We start from the raw sequence: 14,439 nt of genomic DNA, 5'->3' as shown, positions 1-14,439 counted from the left end.
TTCAGGTCCCGGCGCCAGCCAGAAGATCCGCGAAATCCGCGAGCGAAGCGCGGCTGCGGCCATCCCTGCCCACAGTTGGCACTGCATAGAGCATCGAATTCAGGATGGCTTCTTCGGTGCTTTCGATCACGGCGCGGAACAGCGGATCGAGTGCATCTTCATGCAGTTGCCAGCGTTGAAGGACGGGATCCATGGGTTTTGCGTGCGGTATCTTCGCGGCCGTGGAAAAAGCCAGCGCGATATCTCCTGAGCCGGAGCCAAAGTGGCTACCGGTCCGCGCAATCCCTGCCCCTGCCCTGGATGCAATCCGCCGCAACTGCCTATCAGAAACCGGCGCATCGGTCGCCAGAATCACGATGATCGAACCCTGCTCGCGCGTGGCATCTCTCTTCTTTAGGTCTTTCGCAATCGCCGGTCCAAGCTGACGTCCGGCGACCGTGAGATCGCTGAGGCGGCCCATGTTACTCAAAACCAGGGCGCCAAGAACAACATCCCGGCCAGCCAAAGAAACAACGCGCGACGCGCTTCCGATCCCACCCTTCAGTCCGTAAGCGCTCATCCCCGTCCCAGCCCCGACCGCCCCTTGCGCGAAGGGACCCGGTGTCGCCGACTTCAAAGCTTCCTCGACATGCGCAGCCGTGACGTGCAGACCGCGGATATCGTTCAGCCAGGCGCCGTCGTTACACTCCAGGACCACTGGATTGACCGTCCCAGTGGTCGTGCCGATCTCGGGATTTTGGGCGAGCAAATAACGCACCAGGGCCTCTGACGCGGTGCCCACCGACAAGGTATTGGTCAACACCAGCGGGCTTTCCAGTGTTCCTAGCTCCTCGATCTGCACGAAACCGATGGATTTGCCAAATCCGTTGAAGACCTGAACCGCTGCCGGCAGCTTTTCCCGGAAGAGGCTGCCGCCATGAGGCAGGATCGCCGTAACCCCCGTTTGCACAGAACCATCACTCAGTGTCACCTGCCCAACCGACAGGCCCTCGACGTCGGTTATGGCGTTCAACGCGCCGCTTGGCAGGCTGCCGATTTGAATTCCGAGATCACGAGCGCTGGGCATATCCGCAAAGGGCTTTTATTGTCAGACGGGCTTCAGAAATAGATCATGTGCCGATTATTGGAAATGACTTTGAAATGCATTGCGTGTCATCAAAGTCATGATTTGAAATCGCGTTGGACAGGCCCGCCTGAATGAATACACCGACACACCTTCTGATCGGGGCCGCCGTTCTCGCGCGCAAGGCCGATCGCAAGGGCATCCATTGGCGCAACTGGGCGATCCTGGCGGGCGCCCTGCTGCCCGACGCCGCGATCTTCATACTGTTCGGCTGGGCGAGGATTGTGCAGGGCGCTTCTGAGCAAGAGCTTTGGTCAAAAATCTACTGGAGTGCCCCCTGGCAGAGTCTGATCGCTATCTTCAATTCGGCTCCGCTTTATACCGCCGTCGTCTTAATCGGTATTGCTGCGCGCCAGACCTGGCTGGCGTTGATTGGATTGGCGGCACTACTCCACCTGGCTTTCGATCTGCCCTTTCATCACGACGACGCCCATGCGCACTTCTGGCCCTTCACCGACTGGCGCTTCCGCTCGCCGCTGTCCTATTGGGATGAGAACCACCATGGCGACTGGGTCGCCCTCGCCGAGGTCGCCCTGTCGCTCGGCCTGATCCTGCTCCTGTGGCAGCGCTTCGAGGCCCGCGCGGTGAAGATTGCTCTTGTGCTGGCCCTGGCGAGCTACGTCGCGGTACCGCTTTATTTCAACCTGATGCTGGGATAAAGCATAGCAATTGGAAATCGACGTAATGCCACTATGACCTCCCCAAAAACCCGTGAAACCGACCTCTACCCTCCCCTCAAGACTTATCTCGAGGGGCAGGGTTACCTTGTGAAGTCCGAGATCGGTGCGGCCGATATCGTTGCCGTACGCGGTGACGAGGACCCGGTCATTGTCGAGCTGAAGGTGAGCTTTTCTCTCACTCTCTTCCATCAGGCGGTTGCGCGTCAGGCGGTCACTGACCTGGTTTACATCGCCGTGGAACACGGGAGTGGGCAGCGCTTTGCAAAGGCACTGAAGGACAACCTCTCCCTTGCCCGGCGGCTCGGTCTGGGCCTCATCACCTTGCGTCTGCGCGATGGCTTCGTTGAGGTGCACTGCGACCCCGGCCCTTATCGTCCACGCCAATCAAAGCCAAAACGCGCCAGGCTGTTGCGCGAGTTTGTCCGCCGCGTCGGAGATCCAAACCTGGGGGGCGCAACCCGCGCCGGCCTCGTCACTGCCTATCGGCAGGATGCTTTGCGTTGTGCGGCCCATCTTGCAGTCAACGGACCACTCAAGGGCGCCGCCGTTGCAGAAGCCACCGGTGTTGCAAAGGCCACGCGCCTGATGGCGGATGACCACTATGGTTGGTTCGAACGTGTCTCCATTGGCATCTATGCCCTCACGCCCAAAGGCCGTGAAGCCTTGGGGACCTATGCCTCTGCTTTGCCTGACACAAAGTAGGGTGTGTGGGAGAATGGCATTGGCGCCGCAAGACCAAAGTTCCAGGCGCAGTGAAACCATGCCTGTGACTCACAGATTCCCATCATTCCGATCTTGTTTTTACGTGATTAACTCTGAGATCGGCACGTCACAAATGTGAGTGGCCCCTGAGTTTTTTAACCGATGCAGCATTGCCCAGCCCATTTCGCTTTCGCATTTTCTTACATGCTCCAGCAGATATTTTTCATAGCCGCCCATGTGTTCCATGCCATGCACAGCAGACCAAAACACACCGGTACCGTCATGCTCAGGGTGGTTCTCAAACAATTTAAAGAATGCGGCGTAAAGGGATACCGAATCATGATCCGTAAAAGCGACGTTTATCAATTCATCCAAAGGCAACCACGAACCACCCTCGGGTTGATAGCCGCTTATTTTTTCTAAGAGTTCATCTATGTCCATATGAAATCACCAGCAAATCAGCTTAAATTTCGCTGAACTAGTCGTCCTGTTTCTAGAGAGATACTTTCTTCTCGCTTTCATCAGAAAGCAGTTCGATCCAGCAACCCCCGTCAGTGTTGATTCAAGTGATTACGTTTGCATGACAGGCTCCATCTCCCAGGCATGTCGAGGCTTGTTTCATTAGAAAAAATTGCGCCTCGCTTTTAAACCTGCCTCACTTGGAGATATCTTCATCCTGGGCTTCGGATGCAACTATGCAGTGGCTCGCGGGATCCTTTTGCTCTTATTTTCCGGGTTGCACACAGGCGCTTTCGCGTTCATCGACACCAAGTGTGTCCTGCTGATCCTTTTGATGGTGAATTTATCAAAAGGCGCAATGGCAATCACCGCATTATGCGTCGCCAGCAGGATGGCTTGGCACAGTTGCCCGTTCGAGGGTCGACGCTTCCGCGGAGACCTTTGTAGAGGCCGAGAATCAATTCAGAACTGCGAAGGGGAAAAATGCCTCGAAAGGCGTTTATTCGTTTAATCGTTATTCTCAACCTCAACCGGCGTTCGCGCAGTCGTCCATTTGTCGCCCACCGCGTTTCGCCAGGCATGATAACCGGGTTCGATTTTGGCTATTTCGAAAATGCTTGGGTCTATCTTTGTGATCTCCTCTAAACTTACCAGTTTCGCGTCGTCCATACTGTAGTCAATATTACTTACGAACTGCCAACCATCATCTTCAAGGTCGTGATAGGCAATTTGAATGGGACTTTCCCCTTCAACGATTTGTCTAATTGTAAAAACCACGCAATTTTTTGGTTGATCAAAAGGCCATGCGGTTTCTTTTTTCTTGAATATGCCGAACATCGTGCCCCCCTATCAATACCAGCAGATTGTACATCAGCATATTTCACACGCCGAAAAATAAATCGGACCTCCGCTCTCTAGCCTCGGCGGCCCCGTAGCCAGAATACGAACGGAATGGTTACCACATACATGACGATGCCGTAGATTGCCGACGGCAGGGTGAAGGGCGTCAGACCCGATGCGGCTTCAACCAGCAACGTCCCGACCGTGATGCCCAAAGTGCCGTTTTGGAGCCCGGCCTCCAGGGCGATGGCGATGGCGTCGCTACGCTCAAGCCTTAACAGCTTCGCGACCAGGAAAGAGATCGCCAGTAAAACAATATTCATCACCACGAGCAGCGGACCGAGAGTCGGCAGGTTTTCAATGAAGGGCCCCCAGTTGGCGGCCAGTGCGGCCAGAACGATGATCGCAAAGAGGAAGCCTGCCAGTCTAAAACACCCCTTCTCGATCCGATCTGCGAAGCCGCTCGCAAAGTGGCGCAGCACCACTCCAAGGGCGACCGGCACCGTCGTGATCAGGAACATGGCAACGGCTATCGAGGTCACGGAGACAGACTCCCTGCCTTCGCCCAAAAATTCGCCCATCGCCCAGACTACGAGAAAGGGCACGGTCAGAACCGATAACAGCGAAATCACGCCGGTCAGAGTAATCGAAAGCGCAACAGACCCGCCGGCAATATGCGTGAGCATGTTGGAGGTAACACCCCCTGGGCAAAAGGACAGGATCATCACGCCAACTGCCAGTTCCGGCGGCAGCGGAAAAATAAGAAGCAAAACAAAGGCCGTAACGGGCATCAGCAGCACCTGCATCACCGCACCGGCGAAAAACGCCTTAGGCAGCTTCACGACGCGTGCAAAGTCCGCCAGCGTCAGCCCGATTCCCAGCGAAAACATAATAAAGGCGAGCGCCAGCGGCAGCACAACATTGAGCAGGATGTCCATTCTCTTCCCCCGAACGATTACGAGTCAGACCGCACCGGCTCCAGCACGGCCGTCAGCGCTTCTATAGCGTTTTGCGTTTTCCTTAAAACACAAAATCTAAAAATTGCGCCAGAGTCAGCGAGGGCGGAATCAGCTCTATGCGGATAGAGACAGCAGTTTTTGAGGCGACCTAAACGAAAACTGCTCTAAGCCGTACCGCTCAAAATTATGAAGAAGAGAACCTGTGTGATGATCGGAATGCTAAGCGTGGAAGCAATGCTTTGGCTCTTTTAATCACTACAGCGCAAAGCCCAGGGCCGGTGGCATCAAGCCATCGGTTATCCCGATTCGTTGCCGGCGTTGCTCATACGCAAAAGTCGCTGAAATTCCCGCTTCAGGGTTTCGCTCGTGTTGTTTCCGACAAGCACATCGCGCCTGCGTCCCGTCCCGTCGAACAGCAGGAGTGTGACATGGCCCACGCCCTGAGCATTTGCAAAATCGCGACCCGAATCGCTGCGGATGTTTGCGACGAGATATTGAAGTTCGCCATCGCTGAAGTCAGCCAGTGCATCCCTCGTCTCACCTTGCAACTCAACACAGCGGGGGCATTGCGGATCGTGAATTTGCACGATAGTCGGCGTTCCATTGCCGAGCTTTGTGAGGTCCAGCTCGCCGATCGTGGCACTCACATAGCCGATCGCATACCAACCGCCCACGCCGACCGCGGCACCAACGACCCCCCATTCGCCAAACGTCCTCAGAAAATCGCGCCGGCTGGTTTTCTTTCCCGGAGCCTTGGTGCCATCCTGAACCGAAGTTTTCCGCGCGCCAGCTGGTTTGGTTTTGTGTTTTTGTCGTTTCATCTTGCCCCACAGTCTCTCGTCTGAACAATTCCAACAGCGTATTACGGGCATTTGCTGCTGCGGTCTGTGCACGACCGACAGCTACCCTCTATGGATAACGAAGCCAGCCGAAAAAAGTTCCCTTAAACAGATTTTTTATGTCAGGAAGTGGTATTTGGCTGGTTGATCGCCGCCCTTCAATTTCTGCGCCATTGGTGTCGATGACATGTGGAGATACGCGATTGACGAACGGAATCGAGGCCGAGCTGCCGTCATTGATGCGACGGCTGCTAACTGCTCCGCGAGACACGCCTCGCCGGTGCCTGCGCGTGATACAGCACCCTTATCCTAGGGGAGAAGTATGAACGTAAGTGAGTGGCTCAAATGGGGGTCGAAGGTCAGTGGGACGAACGATCAAGATGAAGGTGTTGCTCTCTGCACAAACGTCTTCGATGTCTGCGCAAGACAAGGCATGCTCCTTCACTTTACCGCACTAACCTTCAACTCTTTTCTGAATCGACTCAATTGCGGCGATCATCTTCTGACGCGCGGAACTATTGGCCGAATGCACTTTCATCAGGGGTGGGCGAAAGCCCTCAAGTGCTACGGCCTCTTCAATCCAGAGCAGGACGTCATACCCGGTACCGCGCTCATCATCGCCTAAATCATGATCGAGGCTGATTTCGGCAACATTTCCCTCTTTCAGCAATACAATCGCTTCATCAGGCCAGTAAACACGCACCCAGCCATCTGGCGTTTCGCGCTCATCATCCAGGTATACTCGCATGTCCGCCATCCTTTAAATCACCTCGAATACGCGCGAACATCATGCCCTTAGTTGTGTCGCGAACCCGAACCTCTTCATCCGTAAATTAGGCTTACTTCCGGCGCCTCGCCAACTCCCGATGCAGTGTCTCGGGCGACACGCCGAGTTCCATGGCCACCTCATTTCCTGCAGCCATTGGCGGCAATTCGCCATCCCTCCAGTCGAGCCAGGCATCGAGGCGTTCACCAACCGTCCTGAAAATCAGAATTTCGCGCCGAACTCTCGCCTTCTCAAGGCTCAGCGCGAGATGCGATGCCCAAGCCGACGACAGCACGGCGCTCTCCTCGATCAGACTGAGGAAGCGCGCGACCGGCAGGTTTCGAACGCGACACGCCGACAGGCACTCCGCATCACAGTCATAGCGCTCGGTATAGATCGAGGCTTCCGCCAGAATGGTCGGCCCCCGCGCGCGATGCAGGACAAGTTCCCTACCCTGTGGCAGAAAGCGCGAAAGCGTCACCTCTCCTTCGTCCAGCAGGAATACCGAGGCTACTTTCTGGCCTCGGGTAAAGAGCCGATCGCCGGAGGCGATATCTTCCACATTTGAGGCTTTGTCCTGAAGCGCCCCGATAATCTCATGCAGCATGGCCACGATCATGCCAAGGAATACATTCCGATCGCAAGCCTCTGAAGTGTAGCGACGCTGCCAGATGAATTGGGTTCGGCGCCCCTTTCTCAGCGGCCTTCACCAAACCAGCCCGACAGCTACGGCGGCCGCAGCAAGACCCGTCTTCCAAAAACCTCAGCAATTTCCTTAGCCTGCAGTTTTCTTAGAGAGACGTCGTCTCACAAGTCAAGCAGCTGACAAGCCGAAAGAATGGCCCCCGATCACACACTCAGGCATTTCACAGAGATTGAACTTTACGCCGATGTGCACCCTCTGACCTGGACAGACGGTTCAAGTCCCGAGTTCCAGGAGACCTGTCCCGCATCTAGGCGAATGCCGTGATGCTTCAGTGCTGATGCAATCGCGGCGCGTGCCTGAACGGATGCCATACGCGCCGCCTCTTGAGGTGTTGCGATCGACCAGGCGCAGACATTGCGCACGGCTTTATCGAGGCCGAGCGCTGAACCGGCGAGATTGGATTGGCCGGGCTGCAGCACGGTCCCGCGTTCGTCGAGCTGGATATCCATTCCAGCAAAGCGATAGGACCCGGGCTCGGAGCCGGCGGCAACAACAGCGTCAGTCACGAGGATGCAATTCTCCTTGCCCTTGATCGAAACGAGTGCCTCCAGGGCCTCGGGTGACATATGGTGGCCATCCGCAATCAAGCTCGCCTTCAGGCGTGACTCCGCCAATTGTGCAAGCAGGGCATTTTCCAACTTTGGCAGTTGCTGCGGCAGGCCGTTTCCGAGGTGTGTCGAGAGTGTCATTCCGGCATTCGCGGCGGCACGGACAGTGGCGAACCCCGCAGCCGAATGCCCCATGGATACGGTCTTGCCCGCTTTGGTCAGACGCTTCACGGCGTCGACCGCACCGAGACGCTCCGGCGCCAGAGTGACCAGGAGAATGGGCCGGACAAGTGGCTCTTCGAGGCGGAACACAAGCTCGGCATCCGGGTCTATCATGGCCTCGGGCGGATGACAGCCGTCGTAACCGGCCGACGCATTGAGAAACGGGCCTTCCAGATGATATCCTGGAACCATGGAGTGGCCTAAGCGGCTCGCTGTGACAGCCGCGTCAAGTGCCCTCAATCGCGCGTCGAGCTTGTGTGGATGCGCCGTGATCACCGTCGGCAGGCAACCGGTCACACCTGCTGTCAGCAAGGCCTCCAAAGCCACATCGACCTGGTCGGGCGTGATTGCTTCGTCATTGAAATCAACACCGGCATAGCCGTTGACCTGAAGGTCGAAGAGCCCGTCCGTCTGCACTCTCTCACTCCTATCCGGTGCGGCTCGACAAGCGGCTGGCCGAATCTGGATCAAGATACAAACCGGCGTCGGCATGTTCCTGACAGATGGATGCCGGATGGAGATCCGAAACCTCGCCCTCGACGGCATTGCGTACGGCGTCCGCCTTGCGGGCATCGGGAACGGAAAGAACCAGCTTGCCCGAATTCATGATCTGCCGGATTGACATGGAGATCGCACGGCGCGGCACCTCGTCCAGTGTCACAAACCACCCCTCTCCCATCTGTTGACGTCGGCAGGCTTCATCGAGCTCGACGACGAGAAATGGGGATTCGGTTCTGAAATCCGCAGGTGGATCGTTGAACGCGAGATGGCAATTCTCACCGATCCCCGCAAAACAAACATCGATCGATTCCCTTGCAATCCGTTCATTGAGCCGAGCGATCTCTGCGTCAAGGTCGACCGCGTCTCCCTTCACCGCAATAAAGTCCTTCAGGGGTCCAATGCGTTTGATCAGACGCTCGTACAGATAGCCTCGAAAGCTCGCAGGATGATCTGGGGCAATGCCAACATATTCATCAAGGTGGAAAAGCGTCACTTTGCTCCAGTCAATCTCCATAGATACGAGCGCATCGAGCATTTCAAATTGGCTTGCTCCTGTGGCGACAATCACGGCCGCTGCACCGGCCTCCGCGATTGCAGAACGGATGGCGCCCGCTCCGTCTTTGGCTGCAGCTCGGCCCATCGCCAGTTTATCATCGTGAAAGTGAATTCGCATGAAGCGCCCATAATTAGAAACATTAATGTTTTTAAAAGAGAAGCAGATATAAAATTTAGTGTCAATATGGCTTTTTTTCATGTTTTTATTTTAAACTTTTTTGTTCAAAATTATTGACTCATCTCCCCTCTTGGTTGATCCTCTACAGAATCAAGAAATCTAAATGGGAGCACGATGATGAACATGATCCGTTCCGCTGTGGTCAGCTTTTTCGCTGGTGTTGTCTTTCTTTCCCAAGCCGCATCTGCAGAAACCGTATTGCGCCTGGCAGAGAACCAACCGGAATCGAACCCGGTTACAGTCGCAATGTATCGCTTCGCCGAACTGGTGAAGGAATACACCAATGGCGATGTGACGGTTCAGGTGTTTCCGGGCGCACAGCTTGGACAAGAGCCCGAGACCATTGAGCAGACTCAGGCCGGCATCATCGATCTCGCGCGTGTGAATTCAGTCGTGCTGGCCAATGTAAGTCCCTCCATGGGCGTATTCACGCTGCCCTACATTTTTGGCGGCTGGGACCACAAATACAAAGTGCTCGATGGTGACATCGGCACAGAGGTCCTGAACGATCTGGAGAAGGTCGGACTGATCGGTTTCGGTTACATGGATGCCGGTGCGCGTTCGTTCTACACGGTCGAAGGCAAAACGATCAGCAAGATCGAAGACCTCAAAGGTATGAAAATCCGCGTCCAGCCGGCGCCAATTTCCATCCGAATGATGGAGCTTCTAGGAGCGGTCCCAACACCAATGAATTATGGCGAAGTCTATTCCAGCCTACAGACCGGGGTTATTGACGGCGCAGAAAACGATTATGTGAGCTACCACACGTCAGCCCATTACGAGGTCGCACCTAACTACGTCGAAGATGCACATTTGAGTCCCCCTGCCCTGCTCCTCATGAACAAGGCAAAATTCGACTCTCTGCCAACGGAGCAACAGGATGCCATTCGCAAGGCCGGCATGGAGGCCGCGCTGTACGAACGCGAAATCATGCGCAAGGCAAATGTGGAGGCACGCAAAACTGTAGAAGATGGCGGCGCCACGGTCACCGAAATCGACAATACACCCTTCCAGGCTGCAGTCGGACCGATCTATGATGAGTTTCCCAGTTACAAGCCGCTCATCGAGCGGATAAAGGCGGCAAAGTAAGAGGGTTCGGAAGTAGTCTCTGACAGGTGAGCAGCGTATGAGTTGGGCGCAAGGAACGGCCCGGTGGATCGACCGGATCAACCGGGTGGCTGCGCTCATCTGCCATGCGCTGCTCGCTATCATCACAGCCGTTACCGTGCTGCAGGTTTTCTTGCGCTTTGTTCTCAATCGACCGACCAGCTGGTCTGAGGAAATCGCGCTTTTGTGCCTCATATGGTTCGGCCTCCTGGCAGTCGCGGTTGGCATCAGGCGTCACGAGCATGTTGCGATCACCTATTTTCGGGACCTGCTTCCAGGGCCTGCCGCAGCTTCACTCGACTATCTGGCACAAGCAGCAATGGCGGTTTTCATGTTTTCCGTCATGTTCTTTGCTGATGATCTCATTGCGCTCACGGGCGTCCAGGTTCTTCCTGCTTCCGGCTTTCCCAAGTCACTCTTATATTTTCCAGCCATTCTCGGTGGGTTGCTTGGCACGACGAATGCCCTGGCAAACATGATCCTGCGCGACGTTCATTTTGTTCCGCGAGAAACACTGGAATTCACAGATGCAGATTGATTGGACCGGCATCACTCTGCTGCTCGGCGGATTTGTCGGCCTCATGCTGCTGCGTGTTCCGATCGCCTTTGCGCTCGGCCTATCATCACTCGCGACAGCGCTGTTCCTTGGTCTGCCTCTGCTTATGGTCGCCCAGCGCATGGTCAACGGTCTCAACTCCTTCACTTTCCTGGCAGTCCCCTTCTTCATCCTTGTCGGCAACATCATGACCGAAGGCGGTATTTCCGATCGGCTCGTCCGGATGGCCGACGTGCTGGTGGGGCGAATGCGCGGAGGTCTCGCACAAGGCAATGTTGTCGCCAGCACCATGTTCGGCGGCATTTCCGGGTCATCGGTTGCCGACGTCGCATCAATTGGTTCTTTCCTGATCCCGGCCATGGTGCGCAGCGGTTATCCGGCAAACTATTCGGTCGCGGTCACCATCACCTCTTCGGTCCAAGGTGTGCTCATCCCACCAAGTCAGAACATGATTTTCTACGCATTGGCGGCCGGTGGCCTTCCCATCTCGACCCTGTTTCTGGCCGGATATGTCCCAGGACTCCTGCTCGGCCTGTCGCTGATGATCATTTGTTTCGTCATGGCCCGCCGCCACAACCATCCGATAGGCGGTGCCTACAATCTCCGCCAAGGTCTCGCCGCGATTGCCGATGCGGCCATCGGCCTCTTCACCATCGTCATCATAATCGGTGGCATTCTAACCGGTGTTTTCACCGCGACGGAATCAGCTGCCGTGGCCGTTGTCTACGCACTGCTGACCACCTTGTTCTGGTACCGCAGCCTGGACCGCGCTGCTGCAGCAAGGATATTCTCCACAACACTGACGACACTCGCGATGGTCACCGCCATCATCATGACGTCATCAGTCTTCGGTTTCTTGCTGTCTTATCTGCGTATCCCCACTGTACTGGCCGAGGGAATCTTTGCGATTTCAGACAGTAAGCTCTTCGTGCTGTTTGCCGTCAATATCCTGCTGCTGCTGCTCGGTATGCTGATGGACATGGGCGTACTTATCTTACTGCTGACGCCAATTCTGCTGCCCATTGTCACTAAAGTCGGCGTCGATCCGATCCATTTCGGCATCATCATGATCCTCAATCTCGGTATCGGACTCTGTACACCACCGGTCGGAACTTCCCTGCTTGTCGGATCTGGCATTGCCCGCATCAGCCTCGAAAGCGCGACAAAAAACCTGGTGCCGTTTTACACCGCCATGCTCGTCGTTCTGCTGCTTGTTACCTACATTCCCGCCTTTTCACTTACGCTGCCCTCGCTATTACGCTAAAGCAGAAAGATGGAATTTAACCGCACCGAAGACCTTGTCGCCATTGCAGATCTGGTACGTGATGGCCGCGCATCAACTCGCGGGAATATCGGCGAACTGCTGTCGATGCGTTCAACGAGCGTCTCCGAACTGGTCGGCGAGCTCGTGGCGAAGGATCTGCTTCGCGAGAGCACCATCAAGCCTCAAGGACGCGGGCGGCCGGCGGCATCACTGAGTTACAATCACCAACGCTTCGGCGCAGTTTTCATCTCTGTCGTCGATCGCACGCTCGTCGCGAAAGCTGTCGATTTAGCGCATCGGGTCGTCGCGGAAAGTTCTGTGACCCCACCGTGCGATGCCGGAAACGAAGCCATGGCTGATTTAATGCGTCGGCTGGTGGCAGACATCACGACAAAGTTTCCAACCGGCATAGAGGTCTGCGCCATTGTGTGTTCACTCTCAGGCTTGCTCGATGTGGCACGTTCGACCTGGTGTTTTTCATCGCGCTGGCCGGAGCTACGCAACTTCGATGTTGCCGCCGCTCTTGCCGATGCAAATTGCGCTGTCAGCCTGATCCGAAACCTCGATGCGGAATTGGCCGGCATTCGTCTGCATGAAGGCCATCCGCCAAGTGAGACGGCATTGCTGCTGCATTGGGGGTATGGCATTGGCGCGGCTTACTCTGCCGACGGTGAGATCGTCAATCGCAGCCGCGGACGCTTTTGCGAAATCGGCCATTGGAGCCTGGGGGATGCAGTGGGCCGGCACTGCACCTGCGGCAATACCGACTGTCTCGAAACAGTCGCAGCTCTTTGGGCACTTGGCCCGGAATTGCGCCAGACATTTCCCGGACTGCCGCTCGACGAAAGCGGCCTCGCGGGACAATTGCGCCAATTGGATCTTCTCGAATCCCCGGCAATGTCAGAAGCACTGAAACAGATGCTGCGTCTGACCACGAACCTGTGCCGCCTGCTGTTTCCGGATCGAATTATCCTCACCGGCCCCTTCGTCCAAAATCCTGAAATTTTCAGTCGCTTCGTTATGACGCTCGAACAAGCGCCGCTGCTCAAATCGCTCGACAAGGTCCGTGTTTCCGTCAATGAAACCGGCATGGGATTTGAAATCGCCAGCGCTTTACGTGATCCCTTCGCCGCGGCTGTGCGAGATCTCGCCTCTCGAAAGAGCGACCAGAATACAGGTGGAATTTTGGCGAGTTAGTTAGCAGTCAGCATCAGAAATTTTTTACGCGCTGATCAGGCAATTCGCCGCACCAAATATACCCAGCCTCAATTGCTATATAAAACTATGAACATTTGGCTGGTAACACCTGCTCGCCTGTACGTCTTTCTGTAAGTAGCTACGACTGCAACCCACAAACCTTCGCTTGTCAGTGTTTTCTGGACAGATCAGGCTATATTTTGTAACGAACGCTACAGGAAAATCGTAGGTGTAATATGTTGAATGTCGTTGAGAAGCTGACCGCCGTGCTGCCGGATCTGCCCAGAAAGCTGGAAACGGCAGCGAAATTCGCGCTGGATAATCCTGACCGAATGGCTTTCGGCTCGATGCGGGCTGTCGCGTCCGAGTGCGGTGTTTCCTCGCCGACGATGCTGCGTCTGGCACGCCATATGGGTTTCGACAGTTACGAGGACTTCAAAGCGACCTTCCAGACCGGAATTGTCGATAACAGCTTTAGCGCTAAAGCCGGCGCACTCCGGCGCGATGCGCAGGGACATCCCGACAATGCACTTCTGACCAATCTGCGGAGCGCTGCGCTCGAAAACGTCTCGGATGCGCTCAGCCGAAATGATCCAGATACCTTTCAAGCGATGGCAGAAGCCATTCGCACAGCCGGAACGGTTCATCTGATCGCCGCCGGATCGATGTACGGCATTGCCACGCATATGGAGACGACCGGCGGGATTGCGTTGGACGGTTTGCGGGTTTCCCGTCCTGGCACGGCAACGGTTATTGAATCGCTTGCCTCCCTTAGCTCAAAAGATGCGGTACTCGCCATCGCTGTCTCACCCTATGCCGTCGCCGCTTTGGATGCTGTGAAGTATTCCAGACGCATAGGTGCAGTAACGATGGCAATCACCGATCGGCGGAGTTCCCCATTCGTCAACCACGTCGACTATTGCCTTTTCTCATCCACCGAAAGTCCGCACTACCATCCTTCCATTGTCGGTGTTGCGGCAATTGTCGAGGCACTCCTGGCCATGGCGGTCGCCGGTGGCAAAGGCAGGGAAGCCAAGCGGATTGACAGGGTCGAACGTCTTCGCCTCCAGACCGGAGCCTATATCTCGTAAGCCGCCTAAATTTCCGAGCGCAGCATTCTTTGTTCGGCTCGTTGTTTCAGAAAACTTCGAGAGTTCGGGTCAGGCTGAACCCGCTGCAACAGGCTACTATCGCCGGGCGGACTATCGATCCAAAATATATCATTTGACATTTTCTT

Annotated in this window: 16 protein-coding genes; 7 read left to right on the top strand and 9 right to left on the bottom strand. The window is 55.6% G+C overall.

Features of this window, described 5'->3' with window-relative positions; all coding sequences use genetic code 11:
• Window position 1 precedes the first annotated feature (1 nt).
• Window positions 2-1,066 (bottom strand): P1 family peptidase, encoded by a 1,065-nt coding sequence (locus QMZ18_RS27170; RefSeq protein ID WP_282609531.1) that lies wholly within the window; start codon window positions 1,064-1,066, stop codon window positions 2-4.
• Between the two features lie 131 nt (window positions 1,067-1,197).
• Here QMZ18_RS27170 and QMZ18_RS27165 point away from each other — a divergent pair, with 131 nt between their 5' ends.
• Together QMZ18_RS27165 and QMZ18_RS27160 are read left to right on the top strand one after the other, a co-directional pair.
• A complete protein-coding gene (locus QMZ18_RS27165; protein WP_282609530.1) occupies window positions 1,198-1,782 on the top strand; it encodes a hypothetical protein in 585 nt (194 codons plus the stop codon).
• Window positions 1,783-1,815: 33 nt separating this feature from the next.
• A complete protein-coding gene (locus QMZ18_RS27160) occupies window positions 1,816-2,505 on the top strand; it encodes a DUF2161 domain-containing phosphodiesterase (RefSeq protein ID WP_282609529.1) in 690 nt (229 codons plus the stop codon).
• Window positions 2,506-2,604: 99 nt separating this feature from the next.
• On the opposite strand, the gene QMZ18_RS27155 is transcribed toward QMZ18_RS27160, so the two are convergent.
• From QMZ18_RS27155 to QMZ18_RS27120, 8 genes are all read right to left on the bottom strand, one after another.
• Window positions 2,605-2,946: a hypothetical protein gene (locus QMZ18_RS27155; protein ID WP_282609528.1), complete on the bottom strand. Its 342-nt coding sequence runs from the start codon at window positions 2,944-2,946 to the stop codon at window positions 2,605-2,607.
• A 525-nt stretch (window positions 2,947-3,471) separates the two neighbouring features.
• Entirely contained in the window at window positions 3,472-3,801 is a 330-nt protein-coding gene (locus QMZ18_RS27150) for a hypothetical protein (protein WP_282609527.1), read from the bottom strand.
• 77 nt (window positions 3,802-3,878) lie between these two features.
• Window positions 3,879-4,742: a bile acid:sodium symporter family protein gene (locus QMZ18_RS27145; protein ID WP_282609526.1), complete on the bottom strand. Its 864-nt coding sequence runs from the start codon at window positions 4,740-4,742 to the stop codon at window positions 3,879-3,881.
• A 317-nt stretch (window positions 4,743-5,059) separates the two neighbouring features.
• A complete protein-coding gene (locus QMZ18_RS27140; RefSeq protein WP_282609525.1) occupies window positions 5,060-5,584 on the bottom strand; it encodes a twin-arginine translocation signal domain-containing protein in 525 nt (174 codons plus the stop codon).
• 472 nt (window positions 5,585-6,056) lie between these two features.
• Window positions 6,057-6,359: a cyclic-phosphate processing receiver domain-containing protein gene (locus tag QMZ18_RS27135; RefSeq protein WP_282609524.1), complete on the bottom strand. Its 303-nt coding sequence runs from the start codon at window positions 6,357-6,359 to the stop codon at window positions 6,057-6,059.
• An 82-nt stretch (window positions 6,360-6,441) separates the two neighbouring features.
• Window positions 6,442-6,987: a Crp/Fnr family transcriptional regulator gene (locus QMZ18_RS27130; protein WP_282609523.1), complete on the bottom strand. Its 546-nt coding sequence runs from the start codon at window positions 6,985-6,987 to the stop codon at window positions 6,442-6,444.
• 263 nt (window positions 6,988-7,250) lie between these two features.
• Window positions 7,251-8,261: an N-acetylglucosamine-6-phosphate deacetylase gene (locus QMZ18_RS27125; RefSeq protein WP_282609522.1), complete on the bottom strand. Its 1,011-nt coding sequence runs from the start codon at window positions 8,259-8,261 to the stop codon at window positions 7,251-7,253.
• A 10-nt stretch (window positions 8,262-8,271) separates the two neighbouring features.
• Window positions 8,272-9,099, bottom strand: coding sequence for a glucosamine-6-phosphate deaminase (locus tag QMZ18_RS27120; RefSeq protein ID WP_282609521.1), 828 nt, complete (start codon window positions 9,097-9,099; stop codon window positions 8,272-8,274).
• Between the two features lie 96 nt (window positions 9,100-9,195).
• Here QMZ18_RS27120 and QMZ18_RS27115 point away from each other — a divergent pair, with 96 nt between their 5' ends.
• From QMZ18_RS27115 to QMZ18_RS27095, 5 genes are all read left to right on the top strand, one after another.
• On the top strand, window positions 9,196-10,167 hold the full coding sequence (locus QMZ18_RS27115) for a TRAP transporter substrate-binding protein (RefSeq protein WP_282609520.1): 972 nt from the start codon (window positions 9,196-9,198) through the stop codon (window positions 10,165-10,167).
• Between the two features lie 37 nt (window positions 10,168-10,204).
• Window positions 10,205-10,723, top strand: coding sequence for a TRAP transporter small permease (locus QMZ18_RS27110; protein ID WP_282609519.1), 519 nt, complete (start codon window positions 10,205-10,207; stop codon window positions 10,721-10,723).
• Window positions 10,713-12,005: a TRAP transporter large permease gene (locus QMZ18_RS27105; RefSeq protein ID WP_282609518.1), complete on the top strand. Its 1,293-nt coding sequence runs from the start codon at window positions 10,713-10,715 to the stop codon at window positions 12,003-12,005. The genes QMZ18_RS27110 and QMZ18_RS27105 overlap by 11 nt, the downstream gene beginning before the upstream one ends.
• Window positions 12,006-12,014: 9 nt before the next feature.
• A complete protein-coding gene (locus QMZ18_RS27100) occupies window positions 12,015-13,202 on the top strand; it encodes an ROK family protein (RefSeq protein WP_282609517.1) in 1,188 nt (395 codons plus the stop codon).
• A 236-nt stretch (window positions 13,203-13,438) separates the two neighbouring features.
• Window positions 13,439-14,293, top strand: a complete 855-nt coding sequence (locus tag QMZ18_RS27095) for a MurR/RpiR family transcriptional regulator (RefSeq protein ID WP_282609516.1) — start codon at window positions 13,439-13,441, stop codon at window positions 14,291-14,293.
• Window positions 14,294-14,439: the final 146 nt, after the last annotated feature.

Origin of the sequence: Pelagibius sp. Alg239-R121 (assembly GCF_947331435.1) — a bacterium.
GTDB lineage: Bacteria > Pseudomonadota > Alphaproteobacteria > Kiloniellales > Kiloniellaceae > Denitrobaculum.
Note: the sequence above shows the minus strand (reverse complement) of the source record. Positions and strands in the feature narration are given on the sequence as shown.

Coding starts and splice junctions, on each gene's coding strand:
- QMZ18_RS27145 (WP_282609526.1), bottom strand. CDS start 4,742: ATGGACATCCTGCTCAATGTTGTGCTGCCGCTGGCGCTCGCCTTTATT.
- QMZ18_RS27105 (WP_282609518.1), top strand. CDS start 10,713: ATGCAGATTGATTGGACCGGCATCACTCTGCTGCTCGGCGGATTTGTC.
- QMZ18_RS27130 (WP_282609523.1), bottom strand. CDS start 6,987: ATGATCGTGGCCATGCTGCATGAGATTATCGGGGCGCTTCAGGACAAA.
- QMZ18_RS27170 (WP_282609531.1), bottom strand. CDS start 1,066: ATGCCCAGCGCTCGTGATCTCGGAATTCAAATCGGCAGCCTGCCAAGC.
- QMZ18_RS27150 (WP_282609527.1), bottom strand. CDS start 3,801: ATGTTCGGCATATTCAAGAAAAAAGAAACCGCATGGCCTTTTGATCAA.
- QMZ18_RS27095 (WP_282609516.1), top strand. CDS start 13,439: ATGTTGAATGTCGTTGAGAAGCTGACCGCCGTGCTGCCGGATCTGCCC.
- QMZ18_RS27140 (WP_282609525.1), bottom strand. CDS start 5,584: ATGAAACGACAAAAACACAAAACCAAACCAGCTGGCGCGCGGAAAACT.
- QMZ18_RS27115 (WP_282609520.1), top strand. CDS start 9,196: ATGAACATGATCCGTTCCGCTGTGGTCAGCTTTTTCGCTGGTGTTGTC.
- QMZ18_RS27135 (WP_282609524.1), bottom strand. CDS start 6,359: ATGGCGGACATGCGAGTATACCTGGATGATGAGCGCGAAACGCCAGAT.
- QMZ18_RS27100 (WP_282609517.1), top strand. CDS start 12,015: ATGGAATTTAACCGCACCGAAGACCTTGTCGCCATTGCAGATCTGGTA.
- QMZ18_RS27110 (WP_282609519.1), top strand. CDS start 10,205: ATGAGTTGGGCGCAAGGAACGGCCCGGTGGATCGACCGGATCAACCGG.
- QMZ18_RS27155 (WP_282609528.1), bottom strand. CDS start 2,946: ATGGACATAGATGAACTCTTAGAAAAAATAAGCGGCTATCAACCCGAG.
- QMZ18_RS27120 (WP_282609521.1), bottom strand. CDS start 9,099: ATGAAAAAAAGCCATATTGACACTAAATTTTATATCTGCTTCTCTTTT.
- QMZ18_RS27165 (WP_282609530.1), top strand. CDS start 1,198: ATGAATACACCGACACACCTTCTGATCGGGGCCGCCGTTCTCGCGCGC.
- QMZ18_RS27160 (WP_282609529.1), top strand. CDS start 1,816: ATGACCTCCCCAAAAACCCGTGAAACCGACCTCTACCCTCCCCTCAAG.